Origin of the sequence: Microbacterium sp. HD4P20 (genome assembly GCF_019449275.2) — a bacterium.
Lineage (GTDB): Bacteria > Actinomycetota > Actinomycetes > Actinomycetales > Microbacteriaceae > Microbacterium.
Map to the genome: position 1 here is coordinate 118505 of NZ_JAHZQZ020000022.1, position 15021 is coordinate 133525.

Below are 15021 nucleotides of genomic sequence, written 5' to 3' on the forward strand. Positions count from 1 at the left end.
GCGGTCGGGCCGTCGAAGGGGGCCGACCGCCGGCATCCGGATCAGACCGTCAGCAGCACCTTCGTGGCACGCCGTTCGTCCATGGCGCGATAGCCCTCGGCGGCTTCTTCGAGCGGAAGCGTGAGGTCGAAGACCACGCCCGGGTCGATCTCGCGATCCCAGATCAGCTGGATCAGGTCGGGAAGGAATCGGCGCACCGGGGCGGGTCCGCCGTGGAGGTGGACGCCGGAGAAGAACAGCCTCAGGCCGTCGATCGAGACATTGTGGGCAACGCCGACGAAGCCGATGTGGCCCCCGGGGCGAGTGGCGCGAATGGCCTGATCCATGGACTCCTGCGTGCCGACCGCCTCGACCACCGAGTGGGCGCCGAGGCCGTTCGTGAGTTCCTTGATCTTCGCGGCGCCCTCGCGTCCGCGCTCCTCGACGATGTCGGTCGCGCCGAACCGGCGCGCGAGCTCCTGGCGGTCGGCATGACGCGACATCGCGATGATCCGCTCCGCGCCGAGCTGCTTGGCGGCGAGGATCGCGAGCAGTCCGACGGCCCCGTCGCCCACCACGGCGACCGTCTTGCCGGGGCCCGCTTCGGCGGCGACCGCCGCGAACCACCCCGTGCCGAGCACGTCCGATGCTGCGAGCAGCGACGGGATCAGGTCGGGGTCGGGCGTCCCGGGCGTGGGTACGAGCGTGCCGTCGGCGAGCGGAATGCGGGCGTACTCGGCCTGCGTGCCGATCGAGCCCATCATCACGTTGTGCACGCAGCGGGATTGGTAGCCGGCCCGGCAGATCTCGCACGTGTTGTCGGAGGCGACGAACGAGCCGACCACGAAGTCGCCGACCTCGACGTTCTTGACGTCGGCGCCGATCTCGGAGACGACGCCGACGTACTCGTGTCCCATCGGGGTGTGGTCGACGGGCTCCACGCCGCGGTACGGCCACAGGTCCGACCCGCAGATGCAGGTGGCGGTGACGCGGATGATCGCGTCGGTGGGCCGCTCGATGGTCGGGGTGTCGCGATCTTCGACCCGGACGTCGCCGGGCGCGTGCATGATGACTCCGCGCATGGTTCTCCTTGCTGAACGGGCACGGTCGTGCCGTGCTGTCATCGATACTTGCGTGTTGCGGGCGCGGGCGGGAGTGCCTGAGGAGGCGTGTACTGGCCTCCTGGGCCGCAGCTCGTGGTGTGCCGGAGTCCCGAGAATCGTAAATTAGTTCTTGTCTTGCACGCATACCATCGGGTAGACTGACGAGCAGAGATTCGATGAATGAGTGCCCGCCGGACAGGCGGGCTGCGGATGGGACGCGGCGGAGCCGCGAGGTTGTCGGATGGATGAGGGCGCGAGAGCGCTGAATCTCTCTCCTTGATTCCTCCTGTCTGCGAGTCTCATGTCCGCGAACCCCGCCTTCGAACCCGCTCTCGACCGCGGTCGCCTCGACCGTGCGGAGCGCCTGGTCGACGCCTTCGAGGCCGGCCGACGTCGACGTGCTGCAGAGGACGCCGCCGAGATCCGTCTGCTCGCCCAGGCCGCAGCAACTCTCGCCCCTTCCGCAGATGCGACGGCCGACCAGCTGCGCCGGGTCGACCTGGATCGTCGCGCGCTCATCGCCGAACTCGCCACGGCGACGCACGTGTCGGAGTGGACGGTGACGCGCCTGCTCTCGGAGGCCACCGACCTGTGCCGCCGCTTCGCTGCCGGGGTCGACGCACTCGAGCGAGCCGAGATCTCCCGGCAGCACCTGAGCGTCATCCACGACACCGGCGCCGCGATCCAGGACGACGACGCTCGCGCCGCGTTCGTCGCCATCGCCCTGGACCGTGCGACCGAACTCACGCCCGGCCGGCTGACATCCGTCCTCCGGGTGATCGCCGAGCGCTTTCTCGAACGCACCCTCGACGAGCGGCACGAGGATGCTGCCGCCGAGAGGCGCATCGAGACGTGCGACCTCGACGACGGCATGGGCGCGCTGACCCTGTTCGCGACGGCGACGCTGATCCATGGCATCCGTGATCGCCTCGCTCAGCAGGCGCATTCCGTGATCGCCGCGCGCGAGCCTGACGACGAAGACACGCGCACGACGGCGCAGATCCAGGCCGACATCGTCACCGATCTGCTACTGACGGCCGGGCCCGACCGGTGCGTGGCGGGCGATGGACTCGACGCGATCCGTGGCAGGGTGCAGGTCTCGCTGCCGGTGCTCACGATGACGGGCGCCTCGAACGAGCCGTGTCTGCTCGCCGGCTACGGTCCCATCGACGCCGACACCGCGAGGGCCCTCGCCGCCGGCGCCACCGGGTGGGAGCGGGTCATGACCTCACCGGTCACGGGGACGGTGCTCGCGGTGGACCGCTACCGTCCCGGCAAGCAGTTGAACCGGTTCCTCGCCGCACGGGATGAGCGGTGCCGCTTTCCCGGATGCCGCAAGGCCGTGTGGCGCTGCGACATCGACCATACGATCGATCATCAGCACGGCGGTCCGACCCGCCACGACAACCTCGCCCATCTGTGTCGCCGCCACCACACCGTGAAGCATCACACCGCCTGGACGGTGGCGCAGATCTCGCCGGGCGTGCTCGTGTGGACCAGCCCGAACGGCCGCAAGCACACCGACCGGCCCGAGCCCGTCGTCCGGTTCATCCTCGACGAAGAACGCGAGCGACGACGGCGGATGCTGCGCGAGCCGTGGCTTGTGAACGCCGACGACCTGACCGCGGACGGCGATCCGCCACCGTTCTGAGGACCAGGCGTACTGACCTAGTCCGTCCAGGATGAGCGCCCGAAGCGCTCCCAGCGCTCGACGACGCGCGGGGACGACGCATGGTGTGCCGGCTCGTATACCGCGCGGCCCTCGATGAAGACGCGCTCCACGTGGGAGTCCACGGCGAGGGGGTCGCCCGACCACACCACGATGTCGCCGTCGCGGCCAACCTCGAGGGCGCCGACGCGGTCGCCCAGCCGCAGGATGTCGGCGGGGTTCGTCGTCAGCGCCGCCAGCGCGGTCGACGCCGGCAGCCCTTCGCGCACCGCGAGGATCGCCTGGAGCCTGATGTGGTCGATCGGCACCACGGGGTGATCGGTGGTGATGGCGACCTTGACTCCGGCTTCGGCGATGAGCGCGAGGTTGCCGATGGCGCGGTCGCGCAGCTCGACCTTCGAGCGTGAGGTCAGCATCGGCCCGAAGATGACCGGGATCTGCTTCTCTGCCAGCACGTCGGCGATCTTGTGCGCCTCGGTGCCGTGATTCACCACCAGCGTGTAGCCGAACTCCTCGGCGATGCGGATCGCCGTCGCGATGTCGTCATGGCGGTGGCAGTGCTGATCCCACACGAGTTCGCCGGTGAGGACCGCGGCCAGCGTCTCTTTGCCGAGGTCGCGCTCGAACGGCTCGCCCTTCTCGGTGGCCGCGGCCCGCTTGTCGGCGTAGGTCTGCGCGGCGACGAACGCCTCGCGAAGGACGGATGCCACGCCCAGTCGCGTCGACGGAGTCTGCTTCTTGTCGCCGTACACACGCTTGGGGTTCTCACCGAGAGCCGACTTGACCGATACATCCGTGGTGAGGATCTGCTCGTCGACGGTGCGCCCGCCCCACGTCTTGATCGCCACCGTGCGCCCGCCGATCGGGTTGCCCGATCCGGGCTTGACCACAGCGGTCGTAACGCCGCCTCGCAGCGCGTCGCGGAATCCGACCTCTTCGATGTCGATGCCGTCGAGAGCACGGAAGCGCGCACCATTCGGGTCGGTCATCTCGTTCGTGTCCTCGCCCGACCAGCCCTCGCCATCCTCGTGCACGCCGAGGTGTCCGTGCGACTCGACGAAGCCCGGGACGACCCACCGGCCCGACGCGTCCACAACCCGAGCATCGTCGGGAACGGGGGTCTCGGGTCCGCCGATGGCGGTGATGACGCCATCGGTGACGATGACCGTGCCCCCGGGGATGGGGTCAGAGCTGACGGGGACGAGGTGACCGCCGGTCACGGCGAGGATGCGAGCCATGTCTCAAACCTACGACGCGGGCGGTGACGGTTCCGCAGCGCACAGCGAGTCAGTGATGGTCGGCGTCGTGGCCTTCTTCGAGGAGCATCCCCACCGAGGTGGCGCAGGCGTCTCCTCGCCAAGCTTCGATTCCCTCGCGCACGGCGAACGCCGCAATGACGAGCCCCGCGATCGCGTCGACCCACCACCAGCCGAAGAGACTGTTGAGGACGAGGCCGACCAGGACGGCACCCGAGAGGTAGGCGCAGATGAGCGTCTGACGCGAGTCGGCGACCGCGGTGGCCGACCCGAGTTCCGTGCCGGCTCGACGCTCAGCGAAGGAGAGGAACGGCATCACCACGACGCTCACCGCCGTCAGCACGATTCCGACGGGCGAGTGCTCGACGTCGACCTGCGTGCGCAGAGCGATCAGCGAGCTCGCCGTGACGTAGGCCGCGAGCGCGAAGAAGGCGACGGCGATCACTCGGAGTGTAGGTTTCTCCCACCGTTCTGGATCGCGCCGCGTGAACTGCCACGCGACCGCGGCGGCCGAGGCCACCTCGACGGTCGAGTCCAGTCCGAATCCGATGAGGGCTGCCGACGAGGCGATCGAGCCGGCGGCGATCGCGACGACCGCTTCGACGAGGTTGTAGACGATGGTCGCGACAACGATCCACCGCACGCGGCGCTGCAAGGTGGCTCGGCGCGCGTCGGTGAGGGTGGCGCTCATGCGCAGCACTCGCATCCCTCGTCCGTGCACGGAGACCCGTCGTCGACCGCGACGACGGCCTCCAGCAGCTGCACCAGCCCCTGGGTCAAGTGCCGATCGGCGATCTCGTAGCGGGTGCGGCGGCCCTCGGCACTCGCGACGATCAGACCGCACCCGCGCAGGCACGCCAGATGGTTGGAAACGTTCGTCCGAGTGAGATCGAGCTCATGCGCGAGCTCCGCCGTATAACGTGGGCCTTCGAGCAGGTGCAGCAGGATGCGCGACCGGTTGGGGTCGGCCATCGCCCTGCCGAGCCGGTTCATGACGTCGAGACGAGAAGCAATGGTCAGCACACACTGACCATACAGGATCGGCACCCGCACGGCGGATGGGATACTCGCGTCATGTCCGCCGCCCCCGTGCTGTTCATCGCCGCCACGCTCCTCGTCGCCCTCGGGTTGTTCCACTCGATCCTGGGCGAGCGCTACATCATCCGTCGTCTCCTGCGGCGGGACGACCTGCCGAAGCTGTTCGGGGGGCCGGAGTTCACCGCCGGCACGATCCGCTTCGCGTGGCACATCACCACACTGCTGGCTTTCGGCGTCGCCGCCGTGCTCGTGCTCGCGGCGCTCGACGCCGACCAGCGCGCCATCGTCGCCGCGATCGGGATCACCTGCCTGGCATGTGCGGTGCTGCCCATCATCTTCACGCGCGGCCGCCACCTGTCGTGGGCCATCTTCTTGGTCGCGGGAGCCCTCTGCCTGGTCGCCGCCGTCGTCGTCTGATGCCGTGGGGCCGAGGCTCGGCCCCACGGCATTGCCGGAACTGCTTGGGGTCAGTCTTCGGCGGCAGACTCCATACGGCTGAGGCCTCCAGGCGGCGGCAGAGGCGAATCTGCCGCTCACGCATGGTGTCTACGTCTCCATTTTCGTCCGGCGCAGGACGGGTGAACGCGTTTTCACCCCCGGATCACCCCCGGGTTGCACCGTCACTCGGCGCCCGCCTGTCTAGTGTGATGAGATGCCGCTCGTACGCCATCGCGAGCGCGGCATCGCGACTGTTGACGCCGAGCTTTCGGTAGACACTCTTCAATTGCGTCTTCACCGTGTTCACCGAGACGTGCAGCTCAGCTGCGATCGCCGCGACGGCGCGGTTGCCCGCGAGGTGCTGCAGCACGACCCGTTCGCGATCTGTCAGACGGGCCCCGACATCCCCACCGGGCAGAACCGCCCGCGGCGGCAGCCGCTCGACGAGCGCGTCGTGGCCCCGACGGCCGAGCAGGTCGAGCACGCGTTGGTAGTCGTCGTCCGGGATGAGGGCGAGGGCCAGCCCTTGACGAGTCCGGTCCGCCAGCGCCGCCAGTTCGTCGGCCACCGCGTGGGTGCGAGCTGAGCCCACGAGCGCCAGCGCAGCCAGCTCGACCGTATACAGCTCGGCCGTCAGCCGAGGAGAGAGCGGGGCTGCCACCAGATCTCTCGCGCGCGCGAGCGCCGCTCCGGGCCTTCCGATCGCCAGCGCGACTCGAGCGAGGCCGACGTGCGCGACCACATCTCCTTGCCCATCCCTGGTGAGGATCGCTTCCGCGGCTTGGGTGTCGCCGAGTGCCAGCTTGAAGAGCGCCCGCGAAGGCGCCAGCATCCGGCGCGGCGCCGGGAGCTTTCCCTGGGAGCCGCGCAGACGCACGAGCGCTTCCAGGTCGGCTTGGGCTTCAGCGGGGCGACCCTCGATCAACCCCGCGGCGGCCTCCACGGCGGCGATGGCCGGCCAGTGCTCGATCGTCCGACGGTCATGCTGCATCGCCGCAAGGTGTGCGCGCGCCCCGGGCGCATCGAATCGTTCCAGAGCGCTGGTCGCCTCTGCGAGCCGATAGAACGTTGCGGGGTACCCCGCTCGATCCGCATCGTCGAAGCCCGGCGCACGAGCGAGGTCGAGATACGCCGATGCCTCGTCCACCGCCCCGTCCAGAGCATGGATACCTGCCAGCATCGCCACGTTTCCGAACCCGTCCGGATGCCCCTCCCTCGGCGACTCTGCAAGACCAAGCTCGAAGGCACGGATCGCATCTGCGCGCCGCGCGCCGTAGTAGAGCGTCGTTCCGAGCTGGGAATAGATTCGCGACAGCGCTCCCACTGTCGAGCGCCGATCGAGTGGCAGCCTCGTCAGCAGACTCAACGACACCGCCGCAGCGGCGGCGCCGGCCTCCGGACGACCGAGAAGGCGGTGCGCGACCGCGGCAGCAGCGAGCACCAGAACCTGATCGGCCGGATCAGTGCCGGGCCTGCCCTCGCCTGCCACTTTCGTGGCGAGCTGGAAGTACTGCTCGCTACGCAGCCGCCGATGGGGAACGTGAATGTACGCGACGCCCAGAAGCACAGCCAGTGTCGGGAATCTATCGAAGACGTGCGGCGGCAGCGGTTCGAGGATGCGGGCAAGCCGCTGATCCGTCGACTCCAGCAGTCTGATCCAGTCGCGCCGCACAAGACTCGCAGCCTCCGCGAATCGGCCGGCGGCCACGTGCGCCGCGAACTCGTTGAGCGCGACAGGATCACCGGCGGGCGTATTGCTGTCTAGGTGAGGACTCATCTCCGGTTCCCAATCCCGTACATCTCGCGAGCTTGCGGGCGCAGCAGAGCATGCACCACACGCGACCCCGGGCCCCAGACCCGAGATCGACCGCCCACACTTCAAGACGTCTGAGTCGCAGGTTCGTGACGTTGTCGCCGGAAGTCCCGCGCTCGTCGTCGTCAGCGCACCGTTCGACGGCCCGCGACGATGAGAATCGCAGCCGCGCCCGCCGGCGTTTGTCACTCTGGCCATACGGCTGTGCCCCGCCATTCAATGGCGGGGCACAGCCGATCGGGTCAGAGGCTTTGCAGCTCCCGATCCGCACCGTGGTCTGCGAGACCGGCGACCGCTGCACGCCGACGCGCACCGATCAGAAGTGCACCGCCTCCGAGAATCAGCAGGCTCAGCGCCGCGATCATGGCTCCCCACGCGATGCCACCACCGGTGACCGCCAGCGGGGGCGGCGGCGGCACCAGGTCGTGATCGGTGCAGAGGTCGGAGCCGGGCGCGCACACCGGATCCTCACCGGTGATCGCGACGACGTTGCCGAGGCGGTGGTCGCCCTGACGCTCGTACGCCTTCACCGTGACGGAGTAGGTCACCGTGACAGTCTCACCGGATGCGACCGCCCCGGTCACCCAGATCGTGTCGCCGACCACGGAGGCCGTCACGCCGGCATCCGAGCTGATCGGTCCGCTTGCGAGCGTTGCGTCGTCCAGCACCTCGACCATGTAGTCGGTGTAGTCGATGGCAACGTCCGCGGCGGCCGGGTTCGTCGAGACGTTCTCGAACGTGAGCGTGTACGTGACCTGCTGCCCCTGCGACACGTCAGTGCCCGATTCCGGGTCTGCAGACTTGGATGGCACCACGTTCGACACGTGGTTGACCGTGCAGTCCGGACGCTCCCCGTCGGCGGGTACGCACTCCTCAGGGGGCACCTCACCTACCGGCACCAGCACGTTGCCGAGTCGGTCGTCGCCGCGCTGCCCGTCAGGGTTCACCATGACGGTGTAAGTAACCGTGACGAGTTGGCCCGGGGCCAGCGTGCCGGCGACCGTGAACCGGTCACCGTTCAACGGCGAGACGGCCAGGCTCGGGTCCGAACTGTTCGGCATCGACGTAATCGTCGCGTCGTCGAGCACCGCCGTCAGGACGTCGTCCTTGTCGACGGCCACGTCAGCCTCACCGATGTTCTCGAAGTGCAGCGTGTACGTCACCTGCTGACCAGGCTGGACCGTGCCCCCCGACGCCGGGTCGACGGTCTTCCAGTCGTCCAGCTCGCCGATGGGGTGTTGCGTGGTCGGAGGCGGGAATTCCTCGCAGTCGACGTCGCCCTCGGCACAGACCTCCGGGGGGACATCGGGCGTCAGGACGTTGCGGGCGATGTTGTTGCCCCGGTCTCCGTCCGGCTTGACGGTCACCTGATAGGTCACCGTGATCGTCTGACCGATCTGGATCGGCCCGGTGACCCGGATCTCATCGCCATCTCGCACCGCCGTGACGGCAGGGTCGGACGACACCGGCTCGGCAGTCACATCACCGTCATCGAGAACGTCGGACAGGTCATCCGTGTCACTGATGACACCGGCCGCCTGGCCATCGTTCGTCCAGCTCAGCGTGTACGTGATGACATCGCCGGCGTTCACGCCCTCACCGGTGGCCGGGTCGGAGGACTTGGCGGGCACGACATGTGGCAGCGGCGTGGTCACGACGACCGGCGGGTCGCAGATCTCAGGATCCGCGCACACCGGACCGGCGGTGTTCTCCATCACATGGTCACCGGCGTTCGTGACCGTCACGGCGTAGGTGAACGTCTCACTTTCGCCCGCGGCCAGCGCACCGGTCCAGGTCAGGATCGGAGCGGCATACGACACCGAACCAGCCGAGGCAGTCGCATCGCCGTTGTACGAGGCGTCGTCAATCACACCAGACAGGTCGTCCTGCGCAACAGCAGGGTTCTCATCCGTGTAGTCGCCCTCGCCATCGTTGGTCACTGTGACCGTGTAGGTCACCGTGTCACCCGCGTTGACGTCGGCTGCGGCATCCGAGGTCTTCGTCATCGCCAGGTGCCTCACCGGGTTCTCGGTGCGGCAGGAGGTGTCGTCCTCAGCACAGTCCTCGCCGAGCACGTTGCCCAGGACGTGGTCGCCCTGCTGCGCGAACTCGTTCACCGTCACCGTGTAGGTGACCGTCACCGTGCCGCCCACCGGGATGGTGCCGGCGATGTCGATCTGCTCGCCGTTCAACGTAGCGGTCAGGACCGCATCCGAGCTTGTCGGGCCCGACGTCAAGCTCGAGTCGTCCAGCACACCCGTCAGATCATCGAACGTGTCGACGTCGGCCGGGGCTTCTCCCACATTCTGGAAGGTCAGCGTGTAGGTCACGTCCTGTCCGGCGACCACGGAGGTCCCGGAGGCCGGGTCGACCGTCTTGGAGTCCTCGATCTCGCCGATCGGATGCTCCGTCACCGGCGGCGGGAACTCCTCGCAGTCGACGTCGCCCTCGGCACAGACCTCCGGGGGAACCTCGGGCGTGAGGACGTTGCGGGCGATGTTGTTGCCGCGGTCTCCGTCCGGCTTGATGGTGACATGGTAGGTCACCGTGATCGTCTGACCGATCTGGATCGGACCGGTGACCCGGATCTCATCGCCGGTTCGCACCGCCGTGACGGCAGGGTCGGACGACACGGGCTCAGCAGTCATATCACCGTCATCGAGAACATCGGACAGGTCGTCCGTGTCGGCGATCACGCCCGCGGCTTCACCGTCGTTCGTCCAGCTCAGCGTGTACGTGATCACATCACCCTCGTTCACGCCTGCACCCGTCGCGGGGTCCGAGCTCTTTGCAGGCACGACGTGCGGCAGCGGAGTGATGACCACGATCGGCGGGTCACAGATCTCGGGAGCGGTGCACACCGGGCCGGCCGCATTCTCCAGCACGTGGTCGCCGGCGTTGGTCACCGTCACCGTGTACGTGAACGTCACCGAATCGCCTGCGGCGAGCGCGCCCGTCCACGTCAGGATCGGAGCCGCGTACGACACCGAACCATCCGATGCGGTCGCATCACCGTTGTAGGTGGCGTCGTCGATCACACCGATGAGGTCATCCTGCGCGACGGCCGGCTCCTGATCGGTGTAGTCACCCTCACCATCGTTCGTCACCGTCACGGTGTACGCCACCGTGTCGCCCACGTTCACGTCGTCGGCGGCATCCGAGGTCTTCGTCACCGCGAGATGCTTCACCGGGTTCTCGGTGCGGCAGGTCGGGTCGCCGGTCAGGCATCCCTCCTCACCGCCGAGGACGTTGCCCAGCACGTGGTCGCCCTGCTGCGCGAACTCGTTCACCGTGACGGTGTAGCTCACCGTGTAGGTTTCACCGGCGGGAACCGTGCCCGTGATGTCGATCTCGGATCCGCTCAAGGTGGCTTGCAGTGCAGGGTTCGAGGTGGTCGGGCCCGCTATCAGCGTGGCGTCGTCCAGCACGTCGGACACATCGTCGAAGGTGTCGACGGTCGCGTCGGCCTGGCCGGTGCTCTCGAAGTACAACGTGTAGGTCACATCCTGGCCCGCGACCACTGCGGTGCCCGAGGCAGGGCTGACCGTCTTGCGGTCCTGCAGCGCCGATCCAGGAATCTGCACCGATCGGCACGGGTCCCCCGGGTTCTGTGCCAGCTCGGCGGGAAGGCAGGCCACATTGAGCAGCACGTTGTCGCCCGTCGAGTCGTCGTACGTCACCGTGTAGGTGATCGTCGCGACCTCGCCGACACCGAGCGCGCCCTCCCAGCGGATCGTCTCATCGGCCGCGTCGAAGGTCGCCGTCCCGATGTCCGTCGTCGGGCCGTCGGTCACAGTGCCGTCGTCCAGCACGCCCGAGAGGTCGTCCGACATCGAGCCCGGGGCCGCGTCGGTGAAGACCCCGGGGCCCTGGTTGGTCACCGTGATCGTGTACTCCACCTCGCCGCCATCGACCGGCAGCTCGGTGGTGTCGGCAACCTTCGTGTGAGTCAGCTTCGGCAGCAGCAGCTCCGACTCAGCGCACGGGATGCCCGTGGCCGGGTCCACCCCGTCGACGGGCGGGTCGCACGAGGGCGTGGTGGTGTCGCAGTCGGGGTCGCCAGGCTCACAGCCCGGGCCGAACGCCACGTTCCGAACCTCACCATCGCCGCCGCCGGCGATCGTCACCGTGTACTCGATCGTCACCGCATCGCCCGCGGCGAGCGGGCCCACCCAGCTGATCAGCGGCACCGCATAGCTCGGGGTCGGCCCCTCGGATGCCTCAGCATCGTCGTTGTAGGTGCCGTCGTCCAGCACGCCGCTCAGGTCGTCGAGCACGACGGCAGGGTTCGCCGCGGTGTAGTCGGCCGTGCCGGTGTTCGTCGCCGTGACGGTGTAGGTCACCACATCGCCGGGACGGGTGTCCTCCGTGGCGTCGGAGGTCTTCTCGAACGAGAGGGAACGCTGGTCGACCGTGACGGCGTAGTCCTCGACCTCGCCGCCGGTCGCGGCGCCGATCGGGGCAACGGTCTCGCCGTCCGGGAACAGGCGGAACCGCGCGAACGTGTCTGACGTCGTGGTTCCGGCTGGGAACACGAGGCTGTACTCCGCCGCGCCGGACCCCGCCGGCACCGATACCGTGACCAGCTCGCCCGCGTCGAACGCGCCGCTGCCGTCCAGATCGATCCACCCGCCGAGCGTTGCATCCGACGTGGTCGAATTGGTCGCCGCCACCGTCACCGTGGTCTGATCGCCCACGGTCACAACGATCGCGTCGGCGACGCCGTCCTCGTCGGCGAGACGATTCGAGTCGTCGCCGTCCGCTCCTGCGGTCGGCTGACCGTCCGGGTCGAAGTCGATCTCGGAGCCGAGCAGCAGACCGGGCACGATCGTGTGGTTCGCCCCGTTCGCAGCCACCGTCGTGCCGTAGCTGTCCGGCGCGTCGCCGAAGTCCTGGCACGCCGGCGGCTGGATGCCGATGTCCCCGTCACCGTCGAAGGTGAAGCCGGCATTGGTCGATCCTTGCCATCTCACCTCGAACGTGCTGCGTCCCTCGAGCGCGACCTGGAATCGGCTCACCGGGTCGCCGGTATTCAATCCGTGGCCCGTGAAGGTTACGGAGTCGCCAGACTCGGCGATGACGACTCGGCTTCCCTGTGTGATCGCGTACGCCGCCAAGTCATCGGCATCCCAGGTGCTGACCTCATCGAGAGTGTCTGGGGTGCCGTCCATGTCGTTGACGGTGAACACCGCATTGATGTCAACCGGATCGGTCGTACCTGCTTCGTAGAAGCTGTACCGAATGGTGCCATCCGAGCGGACGTTCCATGCCGGGTCATCGCCGGCGGCTGTGAAGAATCCGGTGGGGCTCAATGTCCCGGCGGTCACCTCCACGACCATGTCGACCGCGACGCCGTTGATCACTGTGACGTTCTGGTAGCGAGCCGTCGAACCTACCCCACCAGTTCCGGCTTGATCGACTGGCCGGCTGAATGTGAAGGCGTAGTACTCGGTGCCAGTCACCGTGCAAGTGTCCGGCTGGACCAGGCGCTCGAACAGCACGCGGTAGTCCTCGACCTCACCATCCGGGGCAGCACCCGTGGGAGCCGCGATCGACGCCGCATCCGTCGAGTACCGCACGCGAACATACGACTCGATACCCGCCGGGTTCGTGCCCTGCGTGAACGTGACATCGTTGCTGCCCGCCGTCACCGGCTGGGCGTTCGCGATCCGCTCATCCTCGGCGAAGGTGCCGTCCTGGTTCCAATCGACCCAGGCAGACACGAAGCCGTCGGCGGATGCGGTCACCTCGAGGGTGTTCTCGATCGGCTGCTGCGAGGTCGGATCCACGCCCGTCCGAATGGTCGGGCTGGGGTAGCCCAGAGCCGGGTTGAAGATCACGCCGTCCTCATCGGCACCATCGCCGTCGGCGGTGGCGTTTGGCTGGCCGTCGGTCTCCGAGTCGATCTCAGCGCCGAGCGAATACCCGTCTACAAGTGCGTGGTGAGCGCCGCCGTCAGCCAGCAACGTGGCATAGGTGCTGGGTGCGTCACCGTAGTCAAACGGGGTCGCGGGGATGTCAACCTCTGCGAACTCCTCGATGGCGTGGTAGGTCCAGTCGTCGACGACTCGGAAGTCGCCCCAACCGCCACTGATGCCGTCGTTGGCGTTGCAGTCCACCATCGGGGCGCAGGTCCAGCCATGCACGCCGCCGGCACTGTCGACGCCGGCCCGTCCGTCGACGGCCGGGATGGTACCGCTACGGTCGGCCACCCGGAGGCTGGTGTCATTCCAGCGCAGTGTCTTGGAGCCGTTGTCCGGCCCGTTGAGCGCAGTGACCTCGAGGCTCCCGCGCACTTCAACCTCGGCGTTCTCGAAATGGATCTCGCCGACCTTGGTGATCGCCACTCGGGCGTTGATATCGCGCGTTGCCGGAATCAGGTCGCCGTTGCCGTCGAGCCCGGCGAATTCGACCGTGACTGTGCCGTCCTGCGTGACCGCCGCCGGGACTGTGGTGTCTACGACGTCGGAGTAGTCGCCGTCACCGTTCGCGTCGATCTGAATGTCTAGCTGCCCCGTGAAGCCGATGATGTCGAAACTGAACTGTCCGATACGGGTCGTCGGGCCGTCGGGTGCGAACGACAGGCTTGACACCTCCGGGAGAGCCTCAGCTGGGTTGAGCCAGACTGAAGAACCATCCCAAAGTGGTGCGGCTGGCGGCATCGAGGGATCGGGAGCCTCGAAGAACAGCTTGTACGGATCACCACACTCGCCAGCCGGCGGATCCCAGAGCCGCCCGCCATCGCCATACGGGAAGGAGGACGGGTTCGGAACCCCCGGCACGCCGAGATCCATGCTCTCGTAGGCGGAGACACACGTGCCCAATTCTGCAACGCCGGTCGCGTCTGCGGTGAAGAGGGAGTTGATGCCATTGAAGGCACGGTAATCCCCGCGGTAGAGGTAGCCCCGCTCGCTCTTGTACCACAGTGAGAAGTCGACCCGCGCCTCGCCGGCCTGCCGAATCGCGTACGAGTTCGAGTACACACGGCCCGACAGGTCCGTACCGTTTGCCTGAACGGCGATGCTCCACGAGAAGAAGTCAGCCCGCGAGATCGCACCGTTCGAATCGAAGTCGACCTGCCAGATTCCAGGCGTCGAGGTGCGGTCCGAGAAGGCGCACACAGAGCCGACGGGTTCCGCAGCGACCAACGTACACGTTTCGTCTACTCCACCGGGGCCGCGCAGCCGGACGGTCGTGTCATTGTCGGTGCCGAAGTTGTTGGCCTTCGTGAATACGACGTCGAGGTTCTCGCCCGGCCCGACGTAAGCGAACCAGGACTGCGCCTGCTGGATGTATGTCCCCGCCGTGCCAACGGCCGCCAGCGGAGATATCACCACACCCTCGGTCGGCTGCTGCTCCTCGACCGCCTGGACGTCTTCCGGCGCGATGCGCACGGGAAGCTCGAGAGCCTTTGGATCCTCGGTGACCGAAGGCGCAGTTTCGCTCGTCGGCGTCTCGCCCGTTGTCGGAGTCGGACTCGGGGCCGGACTGGCCCCCGAGTACGGAGTCGCGGTCGACTCGGGCGGGATGATACTGGCGGCCTTCCCGCCGTTGGGCGCGGCCGCGCGGTCGACGGAGCGTGTGGCCGCGGCATCCATGCGAGTGCCGCTCCATGAGAACGCCTCGGCCGCTGTCGCGGGCGCGACTGCCGACATGGCGCCGATCACCACCGAAAGGATCGCAGTAGCCGCGAGCGCCGCCCGCCTGCGACCGCCTGAGTGCCGC

The 15021-nt window shown here is 67.9% G+C and carries 8 protein-coding genes; 2 read left to right on the forward strand and 6 right to left on the reverse strand.

Going from position 1 to position 15021, the window contains the following annotated elements; translation table 11 throughout:
* Window positions 1-41: 41 nt before the first annotated feature.
* Complete coding sequence (locus K0817_RS17080; RefSeq protein WP_219982890.1) at window positions 42-1061, reverse strand: zinc-dependent alcohol dehydrogenase family protein; 1020 nt, start codon at window positions 1059-1061, stop codon at window positions 42-44.
* Between the two features lie 322 nt (window positions 1062-1383).
* Here K0817_RS17080 and K0817_RS17085 point away from each other — a divergent pair, with 322 nt between their 5' ends.
* Complete coding sequence (locus K0817_RS17085; protein WP_219982891.1) at window positions 1384-2733, forward strand: HNH endonuclease signature motif containing protein; 1350 nt, start codon at window positions 1384-1386, stop codon at window positions 2731-2733.
* A 17-nt stretch (window positions 2734-2750) separates the two neighbouring features.
* Here the strand turns inward: K0817_RS17085 and K0817_RS17090 are convergent, their stop codons facing one another.
* Genes K0817_RS17090 through K0817_RS17100 form a run of 3 tightly spaced genes read right to left on the reverse strand, consistent with a single transcriptional unit; the run spans window position 2751 to window position 5030 of the window.
* Complete coding sequence (locus K0817_RS17090; protein ID WP_219982892.1) at window positions 2751-3989, reverse strand: amidohydrolase; 1239 nt, start codon at window positions 3987-3989, stop codon at window positions 2751-2753.
* 49 nt (window positions 3990-4038) lie between these two features.
* The gene (locus K0817_RS17095) at window positions 4039-4698 is read right to left on the reverse strand and encodes a cation transporter (protein WP_219982893.1); all 660 of its coding nucleotides are present in this window, start codon (window positions 4696-4698) and stop codon (window positions 4039-4041) included.
* A complete protein-coding gene (locus K0817_RS17100) occupies window positions 4695-5030 on the reverse strand; it encodes a metalloregulator ArsR/SmtB family transcription factor (RefSeq protein WP_219983148.1) in 336 nt (111 codons plus the stop codon). The genes K0817_RS17095 and K0817_RS17100 overlap by 4 nt, the downstream gene beginning before the upstream one ends.
* A 51-nt stretch (window positions 5031-5081) precedes the next feature.
* Between K0817_RS17100 and K0817_RS17105 the strand changes: the two genes are divergently transcribed.
* Window positions 5082-5462 (forward strand): hypothetical protein, encoded by a 381-nt coding sequence (locus tag K0817_RS17105; protein ID WP_219982894.1) that lies wholly within the window; start codon window positions 5082-5084, stop codon window positions 5460-5462.
* A 184-nt stretch (window positions 5463-5646) separates the two neighbouring features.
* Here the strand turns inward: K0817_RS17105 and K0817_RS17110 are convergent, their stop codons facing one another.
* The gene (locus tag K0817_RS17110; RefSeq protein ID WP_253735472.1) at window positions 5647-7260 is read right to left on the reverse strand and encodes a LuxR family transcriptional regulator; all 1614 of its coding nucleotides are present in this window, start codon (window positions 7258-7260) and stop codon (window positions 5647-5649) included.
* 278 nt (window positions 7261-7538) lie between these two features.
* Complete coding sequence (locus tag K0817_RS17115; RefSeq protein ID WP_253735473.1) at window positions 7539-14963, reverse strand: GEVED domain-containing protein; 7425 nt, start codon at window positions 14961-14963, stop codon at window positions 7539-7541.
* Window positions 14964-15021 lie beyond the last annotated feature (58 nt).

What these genes read in the sequence shown, in the direction of transcription:
- K0817_RS17105 (WP_219982894.1), top strand. Translation starts at nt 5,082, where the DNA reads ATGTCCGCCGCCCCCGTGCTGTTCATCGCCGCCACGCTCCTCGTCGCC.
- K0817_RS17090 (WP_219982892.1), bottom strand. Translation starts at nt 3,989, where the DNA reads ATGGCTCGCATCCTCGCCGTGACCGGCGGTCACCTCGTCCCCGTCAGC.
- K0817_RS17085 (WP_219982891.1), top strand. Translation starts at nt 1,384, where the DNA reads ATGTCCGCGAACCCCGCCTTCGAACCCGCTCTCGACCGCGGTCGCCTC.
- K0817_RS17080 (WP_219982890.1), bottom strand. Translation starts at nt 1,061, where the DNA reads ATGCGCGGAGTCATCATGCACGCGCCCGGCGACGTCCGGGTCGAAGAT.
- K0817_RS17095 (WP_219982893.1), bottom strand. Translation starts at nt 4,698, where the DNA reads ATGAGCGCCACCCTCACCGACGCGCGCCGAGCCACCTTGCAGCGCCGC.
- K0817_RS17110 (WP_253735472.1), bottom strand. Translation starts at nt 7,260, where the DNA reads ATGAGTCCTCACCTAGACAGCAATACGCCCGCCGGTGATCCTGTCGCG.